This is a genomic window from Jiella sonneratiae, from assembly GCF_017353515.1.
Classification (GTDB): Bacteria; Pseudomonadota; Alphaproteobacteria; order Rhizobiales; family Rhizobiaceae; genus Jiella; species Jiella sonneratiae.
On the sequence record NZ_JAFMPY010000012.1, the window covers coordinates 77868 to 92755 of the forward strand.

At 68.8% G+C, this 14888-nt stretch carries 12 protein-coding genes and 1 pseudogene; 8 read left to right on the top strand and 5 right to left on the bottom strand.

Annotation, left to right across the window (positions count from 1 at the left end; translation table 11 throughout):
* Positions 1–90 precede the first annotated feature (90 nt).
* From J1C47_RS12740 to J1C47_RS12760, 5 genes are all read left to right on the top strand, one after another.
* Positions 91–3531, top strand: coding sequence for a helicase-related protein (locus tag J1C47_RS12740; protein WP_207351147.1), 3441 nt, complete (start codon positions 91–93; stop codon positions 3529–3531).
* Positions 3521–3982: an RNA-binding S4 domain-containing protein gene (locus J1C47_RS12745; RefSeq protein WP_207351148.1), complete on the top strand. Its 462-nt coding sequence runs from the start codon at positions 3521–3523 to the stop codon at positions 3980–3982. Before J1C47_RS12740 ends, J1C47_RS12745 begins: the two co-directional genes overlap by 11 nt.
* 202 nt (positions 3983–4184) lie before the next feature.
* Positions 4185–4523, top strand: a complete 339-nt coding sequence (gene fdxA, locus J1C47_RS12750; RefSeq protein WP_207351149.1) for a ferredoxin FdxA — start codon at positions 4185–4187, stop codon at positions 4521–4523.
* Positions 4524–5250: 727 nt separating this feature from the next.
* The gene (locus J1C47_RS12755) at positions 5251–5862 is read left to right on the top strand and encodes a CarD family transcriptional regulator (protein ID WP_207351150.1); all 612 of its coding nucleotides are present in this window, start codon (positions 5251–5253) and stop codon (positions 5860–5862) included.
* A 297-nt stretch (positions 5863–6159) separates the two neighbouring features.
* A complete protein-coding gene (locus J1C47_RS12760) occupies positions 6160–7026 on the top strand; it encodes an RNA polymerase factor sigma-32 (protein WP_207351151.1) in 867 nt (288 codons plus the stop codon).
* A gap of 397 nt (positions 7027–7423) precedes the next feature.
* Here J1C47_RS12760 and J1C47_RS12765 read toward each other — a convergent pair whose 3' ends face one another.
* Together J1C47_RS12765 and J1C47_RS12770 are read right to left on the bottom strand one after the other, a co-directional pair.
* Complete coding sequence (locus tag J1C47_RS12765) at positions 7424–7774, bottom strand: helix-turn-helix domain-containing protein (protein ID WP_207351152.1); 351 nt, start codon at positions 7772–7774, stop codon at positions 7424–7426.
* Between the two features lie 45 nt (positions 7775–7819).
* On the bottom strand, positions 7820–8839 hold the full coding sequence (locus J1C47_RS12770; RefSeq protein ID WP_207351153.1) for a LysR family transcriptional regulator: 1020 nt from the start codon (positions 8837–8839) through the stop codon (positions 7820–7822).
* Positions 8840–8940: 101 nt separating this feature from the next.
* Here J1C47_RS12770 and J1C47_RS12775 point away from each other — a divergent pair, with 101 nt between their 5' ends.
* From J1C47_RS12775 to J1C47_RS12785, 3 genes are read left to right on the top strand one after another with little or no spacing between them, the layout of a single operon-like run.
* On the top strand, positions 8941–10086 hold the full coding sequence (locus J1C47_RS12775; protein WP_207351154.1) for a GNAT family N-acetyltransferase: 1146 nt from the start codon (positions 8941–8943) through the stop codon (positions 10084–10086).
* A 26-nt stretch (positions 10087–10112) separates the two neighbouring features.
* The gene (locus tag J1C47_RS12780) at positions 10113–10379 is read left to right on the top strand and encodes a hypothetical protein (protein WP_207351155.1); all 267 of its coding nucleotides are present in this window, start codon (positions 10113–10115) and stop codon (positions 10377–10379) included.
* A complete protein-coding gene (locus J1C47_RS12785) occupies positions 10376–10567 on the top strand; it encodes a hypothetical protein (RefSeq protein WP_207351156.1) in 192 nt (63 codons plus the stop codon). The genes J1C47_RS12780 and J1C47_RS12785 overlap by 4 nt, the downstream gene beginning before the upstream one ends.
* Here the strand turns inward: J1C47_RS12785 and J1C47_RS12790 are convergent.
* From J1C47_RS12790 to J1C47_RS12800, 3 genes and pseudogenes are all read right to left on the bottom strand, one after another.
* Entirely contained in the window at positions 10546–12084 is a 1539-nt protein-coding gene (locus tag J1C47_RS12790; RefSeq protein WP_207351157.1) for a M48 family metalloprotease, read from the bottom strand. The two genes, J1C47_RS12785 and J1C47_RS12790, sit on opposite strands and share 22 nt — an antisense overlap.
* 190 nt (positions 12085–12274) lie before the next feature.
* Positions 12275–12925 (bottom strand): annotated as a pseudogene (locus J1C47_RS12795) (thiamine ABC transporter ATP-binding protein); the annotation flags it as partial.
* A 113-nt stretch (positions 12926–13038) separates the two neighbouring features.
* Positions 13039–14664: a thiamine/thiamine pyrophosphate ABC transporter permease ThiP gene (locus J1C47_RS12800; RefSeq protein ID WP_207351158.1), complete on the bottom strand. Its 1626-nt coding sequence runs from the start codon at positions 14662–14664 to the stop codon at positions 13039–13041.
* Positions 14665–14888 lie beyond the last annotated feature (224 nt).

The following is a 14888-nucleotide window of genomic DNA, read 5'->3' on the forward strand; positions in this document are numbered from 1 at the left end:
GCAATCGCCGCCCACGCACTAGGTAGGTGAAAACGCAGCGGGAGTGCCCCCCCCGCTGCCCCGCCGCGATCGCCGCCAATCGACGGGCTCATGAGCCGACCGACCTTTCCCCAAACGACGAGCCAGACCCGCCCCAGCGACGCCAGCGTCACGGCCGTCCTCGGCCCGACCAACACCGGCAAGACGCATCTCGCCATCGAGCGGATGATCGCCCACGGCTCCGGCACCATCGGCCTGCCGCTCCGGCTGCTCGCCCGCGAGGTCTACCAGAAGATCTGCGACCGGGTCGGGGCCGGCGCCGTGGCGCTGATCACCGGCGAGGAGAAGATCCGGCCGCCGGGCGCCCGCTACTTCGTCTGCACCGTCGAGGCGATGCCGCGGAAGCCGGGCACCGCCTTCGTCGCCATCGACGAGGTGCAGCTTTCCGGCGACCTCGAGCGCGGCCACGTCTTCACCGACCGCATCCTCACGGCCCGCGGCTTTCAGGAGACGCTGCTGCTCGGCGCCGGCACCATGCAGGGCGTCCTCACCCGGCTGATCCCAGGCCTTTCGACCCAGACCCGGCCCCGCCTGTCGAACCTCGTCTATGCCGGCTCGAAGAAGATCACCCGGCTGCCGCGCCGCTCGGCGATCGTCGCCTTCTCGGCCGAGGAGGTCTACGGCATCGCCGAGCTGATCCGCCGGCAGCGGGGCGGGGCCGCCGTCGTCCTCGGCGCGCTCTCGCCGCGCACCCGCAACGCCCAGGTCGAGCTCTACCAGGCCGGCGAGGTCGACTATCTCGTCGCCACCGACGCCATCGGCATGGGGCTCAATCTCGACGTCGACCACGTCGCCTTCGCCCAGGACTGGAAATTCGACGGCTTCCAGTACCGCCAGCTTTCCGCCGCCGAATACGGCCAGATCGCCGGCCGCGCCGGCCGCCACCTGCGCGACGGCACCTTCGGCGTGACGGGCCAGGTCGATCCGCTGCCCGACGAACTCGTCGAGGCCCTGGAAGCTCATGCCTTCGCCCCGGTGAAGGTCCTGCAGTGGCGCAGCGGCGATCTCGACTTCGCCTCGCTCGACACGCTGAAGCAGAGCCTCGAGCGCCCGCCGCCGGACGAGACGCTGACGCGGGCGCTCCCCGCCGTCGACCAGCGGGCGCTGGAATTCCTGTCGCGGGTTCCGGACATCGCGGCCCGGGCGAAGGGGGCGAAACGGGTCGAGCTGTTGTGGGAGACCTGCAAGCTGCCGGACTATCGCCGCATCGCCCCGGCCCAGCATGCCGAGATCATTGCCTCGATCTTCGCCGACATCGACGAGAACGGCCACGTCTCGGAGGACTACATGGCCGCCCAGGTGCGCCGCGCCGACCGCACGGAGGGCGACCTCGACACCCTCTCCCAGCGCATCGCCGAGATCCGCACCTGGACCTATATTTCGCACCGGCCGGACTGGCTGGCCGATCCGACACACTGGCAGGAAAAGACACGCGACATCGAGGATCGCCTGTCCGACGCGTTGCACGAGCGGTTGACGAAACGGTTCGTAGATCGCAGGACAAGCGTCTTGATGAAGCGGCTGAGAGAGAACGCGTTCATGGAAGCAGAGATCGCCAGCGACGGAACGGTGTCGGTCGAAGGCCACGCCGTGGGCGAACTGCAGGGTTTCCGGTTCTCGCCCGACACCAAGGCGGACGGGCCGGACGGCCGCGCGTTGCGCACGGCCGCCCAGAAGGCGCTGGCCGGCGAGTTCGAGAAGCGGGCGGAGCGTTTCGCCAACGCGCCGAACGGCGATCTCGCCCTCGGCTCCGACGGTCTGGTGCGCTGGCTCGGCGCGCCGGTGGCGATGCTGACGGCAGGCGAGGACCCGTTGAAGCCGCGGATCGTGCTGCTCGCCGACGAACAGCTGACCGGCCCGATGCGCGACATGGTCGCCGGCCGGGCCGATCGCTTCGTCACCTATCAGGTCTCGACGATCCTCAAGCCGCTCGCCGATCTCAAGCAGGCGGAGGGGCTCGAGGGCGTCGCCCGCGGCCTCGCCTACCGGCTGGTCGAGGACTACGGCATCCTGCAGCGCCGCGACGTCGCCGAGGAGGTGCGCTCGCTCGACCAGTCGGCACGGGCCGCGCTGCGGCGGCTCGGCGTCCGCTTCGGGGCCTATCACATCTTCGTGCCGACGCTGATCAAACCGGCCCCGGCGAGCCTCCTGACGCTGCTCTGGGCGATCGCCAAGGACGGCCGCGAGCGCCCGGGCTTCGGCGACGTGACGCATCTTCTTTCCACCGGCCGCACCTCCGCCGTCGCGGACCAGAGCTTCGATCCGGTGTTCTACAAGCTCGCCGGCTACCGGCTGCTCGGGCGCAGGGCCGTGCGCGTCGACATCCTCGAACGCCTCGCCGACCTGATCCGCCCGGCGCTTTCCTGGAAGCCGGGCAGCGGCCGCCGCCCGGAAGGCGGCTACAACGGCGCGCAGTTCCTCGTCACGCCGGCGATGATGTCGATCCTCGGCGCGACGGCCGACGACATGGACGAAATCCTCAAGGGGCTCGGCTACCGCCCGCAGCCGATGGACGCCGACGCCGTCGAGGCCGAGGTGAAGCGGCTCGACACGGAAATGGCGGAGCGCGAGGCGGCCGAGCGGGCCGAGGCGGCGCGCAAGGCAGCGGAAGCCGCGGCGAGCGCCGCCGCGCCGCAGGTGCCGGACGAAGCCGCCGAGCCCGCAGCGGAGGGCGAAGAGGCCGCGACCGCAACGGATCAGGAGACGGAGAGCGCCGCCGCGGCGGATGCATCCGCCGACGCCGCTTCGTCGCCGGCGGAAGAGCCGGATGCCGCCGCGAGCGAGGCGGATGCCGGCGAAATCGCGGACGAGACGGCGGACGCGGCCGGCGATGCGAGTGGCGGTCTCGTTCTCGAAGCCGGCGAGACGGAAACCCCCGAAACCTCCATTGCCGAAACGGATTCGACGCCCGAGGCGGCCGTCGCGACGGCGGAGCCTCAGGCCGCTGCAGCGACGCAGGCCGAGGCTGCCGCCGAGACCACGGCTGGCGGTCCTGCTGCGCCCGCGCCGGGCGAAGCCGCCGCGGCTTCCAGCGAAGCTGCCAGCAAGGAAGCGCCGGCCGAGCCGCGCATCGTCCAGGTCTGGCGTCCGCATCGCGGCGATCGCAATGCCGGGCAGAACCGCCACGGGCGCCGCGGCCGCAGGTCCGGACCCGACCAGCAGGCGGCCGGCCGCGCCGATCAGCCGGGAGAGGGGCGCGGACAGCGCGGCGAGGCGGCCGGCGAGAGGCCGCAGCGTTTCGGCCGTGGCCCGGGGCGCGAGCAGCGCGGCGAGGGCGACGAACGCCCGCAGCGCCACGGCAAAAGCGGGCCGAAGGGCAAGGGGCGCGAGCGCCGGGATTTTGCCGGCGATGCCGCCGAGCGCGGCCAGAACCGCGGCCAGCATCCCGGCAAGGGCGACGGTGGCGGACGACGCGACAAGGGCCCGCAACGGATCGATCCGGATTCGCCCTTCGCCAAACTCGCCGCTTTGAAGGAAAAGCTTGGCCGCTGACGACGAGCCGCGGCCGCAGGAGGGGCGGCCGCTAGCAGGGCCGGGCGGCAGCGCCGGCGCGCAGCGCCTCGACAAGTGGCTCTTCTTCGCCCGGATCGTGAAGTCCCGCACGCTCGCCCAGAAGCTCGTCCTGTCCGGCGGCGTCCGGGTCAATCGGGAGAAGGTCGACAATCCGGCCCGGCAGCTTCGCCCCGGCGACACGCTGACGATTTCCCTTGCAAGGACCGTCCGGGTGCTGACGGTGCGCCTGCCCGGCGCAAGACGCGGGCCGGCGAGCGAGGCCGCGACGCTCTACGAGGACCTGTCGCCGCCGACGCGGGAAACCGGCGCCGCCGGAGAGGCGAGCGACAAGCCGGTGCCGCCGCCTGCCGCGCCGGAGGCGGGGACGCCGCGTCCCTCGAAGAAGGATCGCCGGGCGCTCGCACGGCTGAAGGGCGGGGAGCCAGGCTAGCTCGGCGAAGCCTCCTTGGATGATTTCGAAACCCTCGCGCCCGCGGTGAAATGACATTCCGGAATGGGGCTTCCAGGCGACAAGCTTTGCGCTTGCAAGCCAATTGGCGAGTGGATAGGTCCTGTTTCGACGTATTTTTCCCGGCCAGTGGCATGCCGGGCGACCTGGCGGGCAAGGACGGCCCGCCGCATGAGGATGACCGATGACCTATGTCGTGACCGACAACTGCATTCGCTGCAAATATATGGACTGCGTCGAAGTCTGCCCGGTCGACTGCTTCTACGAAGGCGACAACATGCTCGTCATTCATCCGGACGAATGCATCGACTGCGGCGTCTGCGAGCCTGAGTGTCCCGCCGAGGCGATCAAGCCGGATACCGAGCCGGACCTCGAGAAGTGGCTGACGGTCAATGCCGAATATGCCGACAAGTGGCCGAACATCACGATCAAGCGCGACGCGCCGGCCGATGCCGAGAAATTCGACGGCGAAGCCGGCAAGTTCGAAAAATACTTCTCGTCCGAACCCGGCCAGGGCGACTGACCGCAGCGCCGGAGGCGCGGCGCGGCTCACGGCATGCGAGGATCGTCGAAAGCGGCCTTCAGCCGATCTATCGTCTGCCCGGAACCGGCGCGAGTTCGGCCGGGGAGGGCAGGGTGTTCGGCCGGGCCGCTCGGGCCGACCGGGGCGCGGCGATGCCGGCGATCGGAGCACGATGCCAGGATCGGACGTGCCGACATGAAGCGCGGGATGCGACGGGCTTTACCCGTCACCTCGCCCATTCTTCTCGTCGCCGCATGATCTTTTCCGAAGACCGGCGGCGGCTTTTCGGGATCATTCTTTCCCGAGCCGATTGCGCGCTTGGTTAAGATCCGGGCGCCGCGGGGCGGCGATCCCCGTGCGCAGACAGGCGATTCGCCCTGTGCGCCGCACAATTGCGGCATCCCCCCGAATTTCTTGAATTTTCCGGCAGGATATAGTAGTGTCCCAGGCACAGTCGGGTGCCAAGGCACTGCAGCGTCCCGTTCCATGTCAGGAACGGATCGTTTTCCGAAAGGATGTTTCCCCCAGCGCGGCCACTGCGACGGTTCTTCGTGAGGAACCGGTTTCGCCACGTGACATGCGCGAGATCCGGGCAACTTCCTGCCGTACCGCGGCTGCGATCTGTCGATCCTTCTGGAGGGATCGTCGCGAAACCGGTGGCTCTGAGGCCACCGCCCGTGTCTAGCGGCTGTCTCGGCCCGGCACAATAGGGAGTTGGAAAAAGCGTATGAGCAGTCAGAAGAAGGCAACGGCTAGCCAGGGGTTCAAGACCGGCGAGAGCATCGTCTACCCTGCGCACGGTGTCGGCCAGATCGTCGCGATCGAGGAACAGGTGGTGGCGGGCATGACGCTCGAGCTGTTCGTCATCGACTTCGAGAAGGACAAGATGCGGCTCAAGGTTCCTGTTGCCAAAGCGAAGTCCGTCGGCATGCGCAAGCTGTCGGAGACGGATTTCGTGGAGCGTGCGCTGAAGGTGGTCCAGGGCCGTGCGCGCGTGAAGAAGACGATGTGGAGCCGTCGCGCCCAGGAATACGACGCCAAGATCAATTCCGGCGACCTGATCCAGATCGCCGAGGTGGTCCGCGACCTCTACCGCGCCGAGAGCCAGCCCGAGCAGTCCTATTCCGAGCGGCAGCTCTACGAGGCGGCGCTCGGCCGCATGGCGCGGGAACTCGCCGCCGTGAACGAGGTCTCCGAGACCGAGGCCGTCAGGCTCATCGAGGTCAACCTCAACAAGGGGCCGAAGCGCGGTCCCAAGGCTTCGACCGAGGCAGAAGCCGACGCCGATTCCGATGCGGATGCCGAAGAGGGCGACGAGGAGCAGGAACAGGCCGCCTGAGCCGCACCCACCCGCCGTCGCGAGGCGCGACAGCGTTCGAAAAAGACCCGACCAACGAGATCGGCCCGGTTTCAACACCGGGCCGGTCTTTTTTTTGTCGCGCGCCGGTGCTACACAAAAGGAAAGAAAGCGTTATCACGATGATGCGCTTGACCTTTTCCCCCTCTCCCCTATCTCGCACCAAAAAGTTTGCCCTTTTGGGAACGTTTGGCTCGTCGCCGCGTTAATCGAGGACCCGGAGCGTGTGTTTCGCACGCCAGAGGCATCAAAAGCCGTTCTGACCGACCGGAGGGTCCCATGAAGTCACAGTCCGCTCGTCGCACCATGATCCGCGCCGCAATGGCCGCCCCTTATCTGCAGAGGGAGGAGGAGTACGAGCTGGCCGTACGCTGGAAGGAGCAGGGCGACCAGGAGGCACTTCACAAGATCACCTCCGCCCACATGCGCCTGGTGATTTCCATGGCCTCGAAGTTCCGCCATTTCGGCCTGGCGATGAGCGATCTCATCCAGGAAGGCCATGTCGGGCTCCTGGAGGCGGCCGCCCGCTTCGAGCCCGAGCGCGAAGTGCGCTTCTCGACCTATGCTACCTGGTGGATCCGCGCCTCGATCCAGGACTACATCCTGCGCAACTGGTCGATCGTGCGCGGCGGAACCTCGTCCGCCCAGAAGGCGCTGTTCTTCAACCTGCGCCGCCTGCGCGCCCGCCTGAGCCAGGGCTCGGAAAGCCTGTCCGGCACCGACATGTATCGCGAGATCGCGACCGCGCTGAAGGTTTCGGAAGGCGACGTCGCGCTGATGGATTCGCGCCTTTCCGGCCCGGATTCCTCGCTCAACGCGCCGCTGATCGAGGACGAGTCCGGATCCGCCGATCGCCAGGACTTCCTCGTTTCCGACGCGCCGCTTCCCGACGAGATGGTGTCGAGCTCGATCGACGACGAGCGCCGGGTCACCTGGCTGAACAGCGCCCTCGACGTCCTCTCCGAACGCGAACTCAAGATCATCCGCGAGCGCCGGCTGCAGGACGACGGCGCGACGCTCGAGGCGCTCGGCCTGAAGCTCGGCATCTCCAAGGAGCGGGTGCGGCAGATCGAAACCCGGGCACTCGAAAAGCTGCGCGTGGCCCTGCTCGAGACCAACGCCGACCGCGCCGCCTATGTGAGCTGACGGCGAGCGCCCGGCCGGGCCGGTTCTGCCGGCCGGCTCAGGAGCCGGCTCAGGCGCCGGCTCTGGCCGGATGGCGCAAATCTCGGCGCCGTGCCGTTTCACCGCCCGTGTCGCCGCGTCGAATCCGCAATGCCGCGGCGGCGGACGGGCGCTTGTGCCGGCCGCCTTCGGCCGAGTCCGAAATGGAGGGATTTGCATCCATCGCGGCCCACGACGCCGCAAGGATGGGGTTTCCTCTCTGCCGGGTGAAAGAGGCGGCCGTTCGCCGCCTCTGGCCGGCGGGGACCGCCGCACGCAATTCGGCGGTCTCAAGGCTGGCCGCGGGCTCGCCGCCGGTCGGGTTTCGGGACCGGTGGACGGCGGGCGGCGGAAACGGAACCTTCCGGGTGCTTCGGGATCAGTCCCGTGCCCGTTCCGTGCGGATGCGCTGCATGATGGATTCGATCAGCCGGTCGACGGCGATCCCGGCGGCATGGCCGTTCGAATGGGATGTCGCCACGACGTCGCCGTCCGCCCCGTCGGGGCCGAACTCGCCGAGACCTTCGAAGAAATAGGTCGGCTGAACGCGCAGGCGCTGGCAGGCGAGATAGAGCCGACTTGCCCCGATGCGCTCGGCGCCGCGCTCGAACCGGTCGAGCTGGTCGCCGCTGACGCTGAGCGCGAGACCCAACTCCTCCATGGACAGCCCAGCCGCGATCCTGGCCTCTCGCAACCGCGCTCCGACATGGACGTCAATGGGGGCTGGCACGCTCGGGTCACTCCTGCAGGACGAATGTCTCGATGGTCGCATATATCATATTTTCGTCGACGAATTGTAGTGGGGCGTGAGGCCGCAGAAATAGGTTGCGAGGTCTTCTTCACTGAAACGTGCGGCAATTTCATGGGGGGGCATGAAGGAATCGCCGAACCAGGGAAAACGGTGCGAGGAGAACGATTCCGCCAGCCAGTCGATGAAGGCCCGGTGCCGGATCGTCTTGCGGACCTCGGGATGCACCGCCATCCAGATGTCGAGGCTGAAGACGAGGTCGATGTCGACGGGAACCACGTCGGCGCCGATGGCGATCGCGTAGTTCGGGAGGAGGCCGATCCCGGCGCCCTTGGCGATCGCCCAGTAATGGGCGCTGGCGAAATTGGTGTTGAGCTTCACCATCCGCTCGCCGAGCTCGAGGCCGAACACCGCCGAAAAGTCGATGTGCTGGAGCTGCTCGGTCTGCTGCACGACGATGCGGTGGTGGACGAGGTCGGCGATCGAGCGGGGGGTGCCGTATTTCTCCAGATAGGCGCGGCTGGCAAAGGGCATGGTATGGAGCCGCCCCAGCTGCTTCTTCACCAGTTCCGGCGCGGTCGGCTCGGTGAGCTGCACCGAGATGTCCGCCTCGAGCCGCAGCACGTCGACCGAGCGCATCGCGCATTGCAGGTTGATCTGGATGTCGCGCCCGTCCTCGGTCTCCATGAATTCGGCGAGGCGCGGCGTCAGCCAGAAGCTGCCGAGCCCTTCGGTGATGGCGAGGAACACCGGGCCGGCGCGGGTCGCGGCGGATGTCTGCGCCACCCGCCACATGTCCGACATCGACTGCTCGACGTCGCGCGCCGAGGTGATCACCCGGCGGCCCTCCGGCGTCAGGGTGACGCCGGCGACCTCGCGGTAGAACAGCCTGTAGCCGAGCTGGTCCTCCAGCCGGGCGACGGCGTTGCGGACGGTGTTGACGCCGACGCCGAGTTCCTCGGCCGCCGAACGGAAGCTGCGGTTGCGCTCCACCACCAGAAAGATGCGGACGCTGTCCCAGTCGACACCACGCCATGTGTGTTCCATCGACGGAACGCCCCCCTTTCAAATTCGCAAAACATACCCGGGAAGAGATCGCATAGATTGCCGGCAATCCAGCCATTCTAAGCCATTTGACGGGAATGCACATGGGCAATCATGCAGAGACCGGCGCCGCGCGTGCCGCCCGTTTGATCGAGGTCCGCAACGCGGTCACCCGCGAGGCCATCGAAGCCCTGCTGCCCAAGGCGGAGGCCGCGATCGGCCCGCTGGCCCGGCCGGAGACGATCGAGCGGCTGACGCGGACCAATCCCGACACGATCTGGCTCGCCGCCCGCCGCGGCGCGGCCCGGCCGGAGGGCTTCGTCACCGTCCTCCTCCTCAACGAGGAAGGCTACGAGGCGCTGCTCGACGACCGCATGGACCTCGCCGATCCGCAGGACCGCTATCTCGTCAGCCAGGCCGAGACGCCGGCCGCCGTCTACAGCTGGGCTTCCTACACGCCGGGCATCCTCGCCAATGCGATCACCCTGGTCGTCGATCACTTCTCCTCGCCGCGCTACGCCGGCGCCGACATGATCGCCAACGTCGCGACCGAACGCGGCCGCCGGGCGATGCTGCGCCTCGGCTTCGAGGAGGGCGTCGAATGGCGCGGGACCTTCCGGCCCAACCTCTTCATCAAGCGCCGGGCGCAGAATTCCCGCTTCTTCCCGCGGCCGCGCTACGACCAGCCGGTGGCGACGAACGGCGGCACCGGCATCACCGTCGTCCACGGCCTCGACGACCTGTTCCGGGTCGCCGCGGTCCGCAGCGCCGTCTATATCGGCGAGCAGTCCTGTCCCTTCGACGAGGAGTTCGACGGCAACGACTTCGCGGCGACGCATCTGCTCTATTCGGTCAAGGGCGAGCCGGCGGGCTGCATGCGCATCCGCTTCTTCGGCGACTTCGCGAAGATGGAGCGGCTCGCGGTGCGCAAGGAGTTCCGCCGCTCGACCATCGCCTTCGAACTGGTGCGGGCGAGTGTCGATCTCTGCCGTGACAAGGGCTTTCGCAAGCTCTACGGCCACGCGCGGGAGGACTATCTGCCGTTCTGGCAGCGCTTCGGCTTCAAGGTGAAGCACAACGGCGCGCCCTTCGACTTCTCCGGCCACACCTTCGTCGAGATGGTCGACGAAGCCGCTCCCCCCGCATCGGCGATCTCGATCGACGACGGTCCCTACAAGCTGATCCGCCCCGAGGGCCAGTGGGCCTATCCGGGCGTGCTCGAGCGGTCTGGAAAAAGCCCATGGCTTTGAACGTTACCGACGATCTGGATCTGCAAATGGCAAGCCTCATTCACGAGATCGCGCATTGCAAGGACCTTGCCGAGCGCGCGAATCTCCACTTCGCCTCGCGGCTTCTCGACATGTGCCTCCTGGAGGTGGCGATGGAGTGGGAAGGCCGTGGGCGCACCCAGCCGCTCGGCGACGAGGAGATGCTGATCGTGCTGCTCCGCTCCAAGCTGAAGGTCGCGATGACCGGCAGGAACAAAGCGGTCAGCGTCGGCTCGTCGCGGCAACGGCCACAGGACCCTTCCGGCGGCGAATGATCTTTGCCGACCGGATGCCCGGGATGCCCGGGATGACGGTGCGCGGCGCCGGCCATGCCGGGGACCGGGTGGTGTCGATTTTCCGCACGATGCCTTTCGGCGAACCGCGCCGAGTTCCGGACCGGTGGGGCGGGATCGAAGCGGCCGCGCGGCCCCCGCCCGGCGTCTATTCGGCGACGATCTTGTAGCGCTCGCCGGCCTTCACGGCATCGTCCGGGCCGAGCTCGTTGAGCAGGCGGAACAGCCGCTCCTTGCCGTCCACCCCGATCATGCGGGACGAGAGCGTGTCCGCCGTCTCGCCGGCCTTCGCCTCGACGATGCGGATGCGCAGCGGCTTCAGCGCCGCCTGCTCCTCCGGCGTCAGCTGGTGGAACGTGTCGGCGGTCTGCGAGGCGATCTGGGTCGCATCCACCGAGGCCTTGGCCGGCACCGCGGTCAGGAAGCGGTACACCTGCCCGCCGAGCCGCACCACCGTGACGTCGAAGCTGTATTCGCCGCCGAGCGCCTTGGCCGAGACCGCCTCGAGCCCGTGGATCTGGCGCTGGCGCACGCTGCCCGGCTCGAGCCCGCCGATCCAGCCGGAATTGACGTAGTCGACGAGGCTGCGGTTCGGCGGCAGAGCGACGCCGTCGAAGCGGATCGCCGTATCGTCCGGCCCGGTCGCCATCACAGCCTCGGCGGTGTTGTCGAGGACGAAGCCCTTCGGCACCGTGAAGCTGATGCCGAGGCCTGGATGCAGGAAGGTCCGCTCGCGCACGTAGCCCTCGGCGGCGGAATCGCCGAACAGCATGCCGTCGATCCCGTCGAGATAGCGGTCGCGGTCGCGCGTGCCGGTGCTTCCCGCCGGCCCGACATTGCGGGCGAGGCGCTCGGCGAGCTCGATGCGCTGCGGCGCCGAGGGGTGCGAGGCGAGGAAGTCGAGATTGGGATCCTTCGCCTGGAAGGCGTTGCGCATGTTGGCATAGGCGTCCATCGCCTTGAGGAAGCGCGACGCGGCGAAGGGATCGTAGCCGGCCCGGGCGATGTGGGCGATGCCGAGGCTGTCGGCCTGCAGCTCCTGCTGCCGCGAGAACTGGGCGAGGCTGAGCTTGCCCTTGGCGAGCGCGATCTGCCCGGCCGATTCGTTTTCGAGCACTTCCGAGACGACGCGGCTCGCGAGCTCGGCCGCCTGTTCGCGCTGCTGGCGCTGGATGCCGTGATTGGCGGTGATGTGGCCCATCTCGTGGCCGATCACCGCGGCGACCTCGGAGGAATCGTTGGCCAGCGCGAGCAGGCCGCGCGTGATGTAGACGTAACCGCCCGGCAGGGCGAAAGCGTTGATGTTGGGCGAGTTGAGGATGGTGATCCGATAGGCCCGATTCGGGTCGTCGGTCGCCGCCGCCAGCCGCCCGACAATGCCGGCCAGAGCCTGTTCGAGCTTCGGATCGGAATAGGCCCCGCCATAGGCGGCGAGGATCTTCGGATGCTGGCTCTTGCCGATCACCGACTGCGGGTCGCTCTGCTGGGCGGTCTCGAAGGTGATCGGCTGGCGTGTCGAGGTATAGCCGGCCTGCAGGCTGTCGTCGGTCTTGGCGCCGGAGAAGCTGTCGAGGCCCGCCTCGACCGTCGTGCAGCCGGTAGAGAGCGCGAGCCCTGCCAGTGCGGCGCCGCTTAGAAGCGCCCGCAATGTCGGCCCGATCTTCAGTTCATGCCAAATAGCTGCCATTGACGCGATTGACGCCTCGTCCATCCCGACCGCGATCTCGCCTTCGCCGCCCTCGATTGCCGCCCAGCAACTAATCGAATCGGTTGCCGTTCCGAAAGCCCGGAATGGCAACATCGCCGATCATTTCGCGGATAGGAATCCCCCGACCCCATTTTGCTAAGGGCTAGACAGGAATTCCGCCGGAAATGCGTCAGCCCGGCCGCTCGGCGAGGCCGAGATAACGCGCGACCCGCGCATCCGCCTGTCCGGAGAGCATCGGACCGGTCGCCCCGATCGCCGCGACGGAGCCGGCCTCGAGATAGGCGACGCGGTCGGCGTCGCGGGCCGCGTCCTCCGGATGATGGGTGACCATCACGACCGTCGCCGGCGGCTCGCCACCCTCCCGTCTGAGCCGCGCCAGAAGCGCCAGCATGTCCCGCCGCAGCGCCGGGCCGAGTGCCGCGAAGGGCTCGTCGAGCAAAATCAGCGGCCGCCGGCGCAGGAAGGCGCGCGCCAGGGCGACGCGCTGGCGCTCGCCGCCCGACATCTCCGCCGGCCGCCGCCGCCCGTAGCCTTCGAGGCCGACGGCGGCGAGCGCCGCCTCGACCCGCTTCCGGTCGGCCTTCGAGACCCGATGACGCGGCGACAGACCGAGCGCGACGTTGCGGAAGACGTCGAGGCCGGGAAAGAGGTTGTTCTCCTGGAACAGCATCGAGAGCGGCCGCTCCGCCGGTGAAAGCCCGGTGACGTCGCGCCCCGCCATGAAGATCCGTCCGGCGGTCGGCCGCAGGAAGCCGGCGGCGAGATCGAGGAGGGTCGACTTGCCCGCCCCGCTCGGGCCGATCAGCGCCAGCCACTCGCCGGCCTCGACCGCAAGGTCGAAGCGCATCGGCATTTCGCCATGGGCGAAACGCACCCCGTCGAGGACGAGCGCCGCGGGGGCCGCCTCGGACGCGGGATTGGGCTGTCGGCCGGTCACGTTCCGGCCTCCCGGCGTCCGGCGAAGCCGCGCTCGACGAAGCCCATCAGGACGATGGTGATCAGCGCAAGGATGAGCGCGAGCCCGGCCGCATCGGCGCTGCGATAGCTCCCCATCCGCTGCAGCAGGAGATAGGGCAGCGTCACGAAGTCGTTCGAGCCGAACAGGGCGATCGCACCGAGATCGCCGAAGGAGAGCGCCAGCGCGAAGGCGAAGGCGAGGGCGAGCGGCCGCCGCATCGCCGGCCAGTCGACGAAGGCGAGCCGCGCGAGGCCGGCGAGGCCGAGGCTCTCGGCGAGGCGGCCGGTCTCGTCGCTCGCCTCGCTGAGGGCCGGCCCGACGATCCGCACGATGAAGGGCATCGCCATCACCGCGTTCGTCGCGACGACGACGTAGGGTGCGGCGGCGAGGACGTCGGTGACGTTGCGCAGGAGCAGGAACCAGCCGGCCCCGACGATCACCGGAGAGACGACGAGGACGAGGCTCGTCGCGGTTTCGAGGCCGATGCGCAGGGATCTGCGGACGGGGCCTTTCCGGTCCCCGAAGCGCAGCGCCTCGATCGCCATCAGCACCAGGGCAGAGAGGACGACGGAGAGCGAGGCGGCGGCGCCGGCGACGCAAAGGCTGGTCAGCGCCGCCTCGAGGACGGCCGCGTCGCCGGCGAGGCGGTAAAGGTCGGCGGCGAGGCCGGAGACGAGGATCGCGGCAAAGGGGCTCGCGACGAAGAGCGTACCGCAGAGGACGACGAGGCCGTCGAAGCCGGCCCGCACCGGGCTCTGCGCGTCGAAGCGCCGGGCCGCGGCGCCCGTGCCGAAGCCGCCGGCGGGATCGCGGCCGAGGAGGAAGGTCGAAAGGAGAACCAGCGCCGTCAGCACGATCTGGATCGCCGACAGGCCGATCGCCCGGCCGGGGTCGAAGTCGTAGCGCAGCGCCTGGTAGACGGCGACTTCCAGCGTCGTCGCGGCGGGGCCGCCGCCGAGGACGAGGACGATGGTGAAGCTCGTGACGCAGAGCATGAAGACCAGCGCCGCGGCGCCGGGAAGCGCCGTGCGCAGCGCCGGCCATTCGACGGTCGCGAGGACGGTGAGGGGCGGCAGCGCGAGCTGGCCCGAAAGCTTCCAGCGTTCCGCCGGGATCCGATCGAGAGCCGCGACGAACAGCCGGGCCGCCAGCGGCATGTTGAAGAACACATGGGCGATCAGGATGCCGGAAAGGCCGTAGACCTCGAGCCGCGGCAGCCCGAGAAACGCCAGGGCGTCGGAAACGATGCCGTTGCGGCCCCAGATGGTGATGACGGCGAGGGCGCCGACGAGGACCGGCAGCGCCTGCGGCAGAAGGAACAGCCGAAGGATCGGCCGCTTGCCCGGAAAGCGAGCCCGATGGAGAGCGAGGGCGAGGGGGATCGCCAGGATGACCGAGAAGAGAGTGGAAAGCCCGGCCTGCGTGAGGGTGAAGCCGAGGATCGACCGGACGTAGGGATCGCCCAGAAGCGCCACGACGTCCGGCGCCTGGTCGGTGGCGACGAGGAGGACGAGAATGCCGCCGAGGAGAAAGCCGAGGGCGAGGAGGGCGGCGATGATCCCGGCGCCGATTCGGATCCGGCGATCGGTGCGGGTGTTCATGGGACGTCGCGGTCCGCAGGTCGGGTCGGCGCTCTACGAGATACCCCCCTCTGCCTGCCGGCATCTCCCCCACAAGGGGGGAGATCGAAGCGGGAGTGGCGGCGCCTCCTCGGCAGCGTTTCTGCCGCCGCAACCGTTGAGGGATTGGAGCTGCGCCCGACGCTGCCTGATCTCCCCCCTGGCGGGGGAGATGCCGGCAGGCAGAGGGGGGCGCCCAGCCGCAC

Bases quoted from the DNA above. Each gene is read 5' to 3' on its own strand.
- J1C47_RS12770 (WP_207351153.1), bottom strand. From the start codon at position 8,839: ATGGAACACACATGGCGTGGTGTCGACTGGGACAGCGTCCGCATCTTT.
- J1C47_RS12740 (WP_207351147.1), top strand. From the start codon at position 91: ATGAGCCGACCGACCTTTCCCCAAACGACGAGCCAGACCCGCCCCAGC.
- J1C47_RS12790 (WP_207351157.1), bottom strand. From the start codon at position 12,084: ATGGCAGCTATTTGGCATGAACTGAAGATCGGGCCGACATTGCGGGCG.
- J1C47_RS12785 (WP_207351156.1), top strand. From the start codon at position 10,376: ATGATCTTTGCCGACCGGATGCCCGGGATGCCCGGGATGACGGTGCGC.
- J1C47_RS12755 (WP_207351150.1), top strand. From the start codon at position 5,251: ATGAGCAGTCAGAAGAAGGCAACGGCTAGCCAGGGGTTCAAGACCGGC.
- J1C47_RS12780 (WP_207351155.1), top strand. From the start codon at position 10,113: ATGGCAAGCCTCATTCACGAGATCGCGCATTGCAAGGACCTTGCCGAG.
- J1C47_RS12800 (WP_207351158.1), bottom strand. From the start codon at position 14,664: ATGAACACCCGCACCGATCGCCGGATCCGAATCGGCGCCGGGATCATC.
- fdxA (WP_207351149.1), top strand. From the start codon at position 4,185: ATGACCTATGTCGTGACCGACAACTGCATTCGCTGCAAATATATGGAC.
- J1C47_RS12760 (WP_207351151.1), top strand. From the start codon at position 6,160: ATGAAGTCACAGTCCGCTCGTCGCACCATGATCCGCGCCGCAATGGCC.
- J1C47_RS12775 (WP_207351154.1), top strand. From the start codon at position 8,941: ATGGGCAATCATGCAGAGACCGGCGCCGCGCGTGCCGCCCGTTTGATC.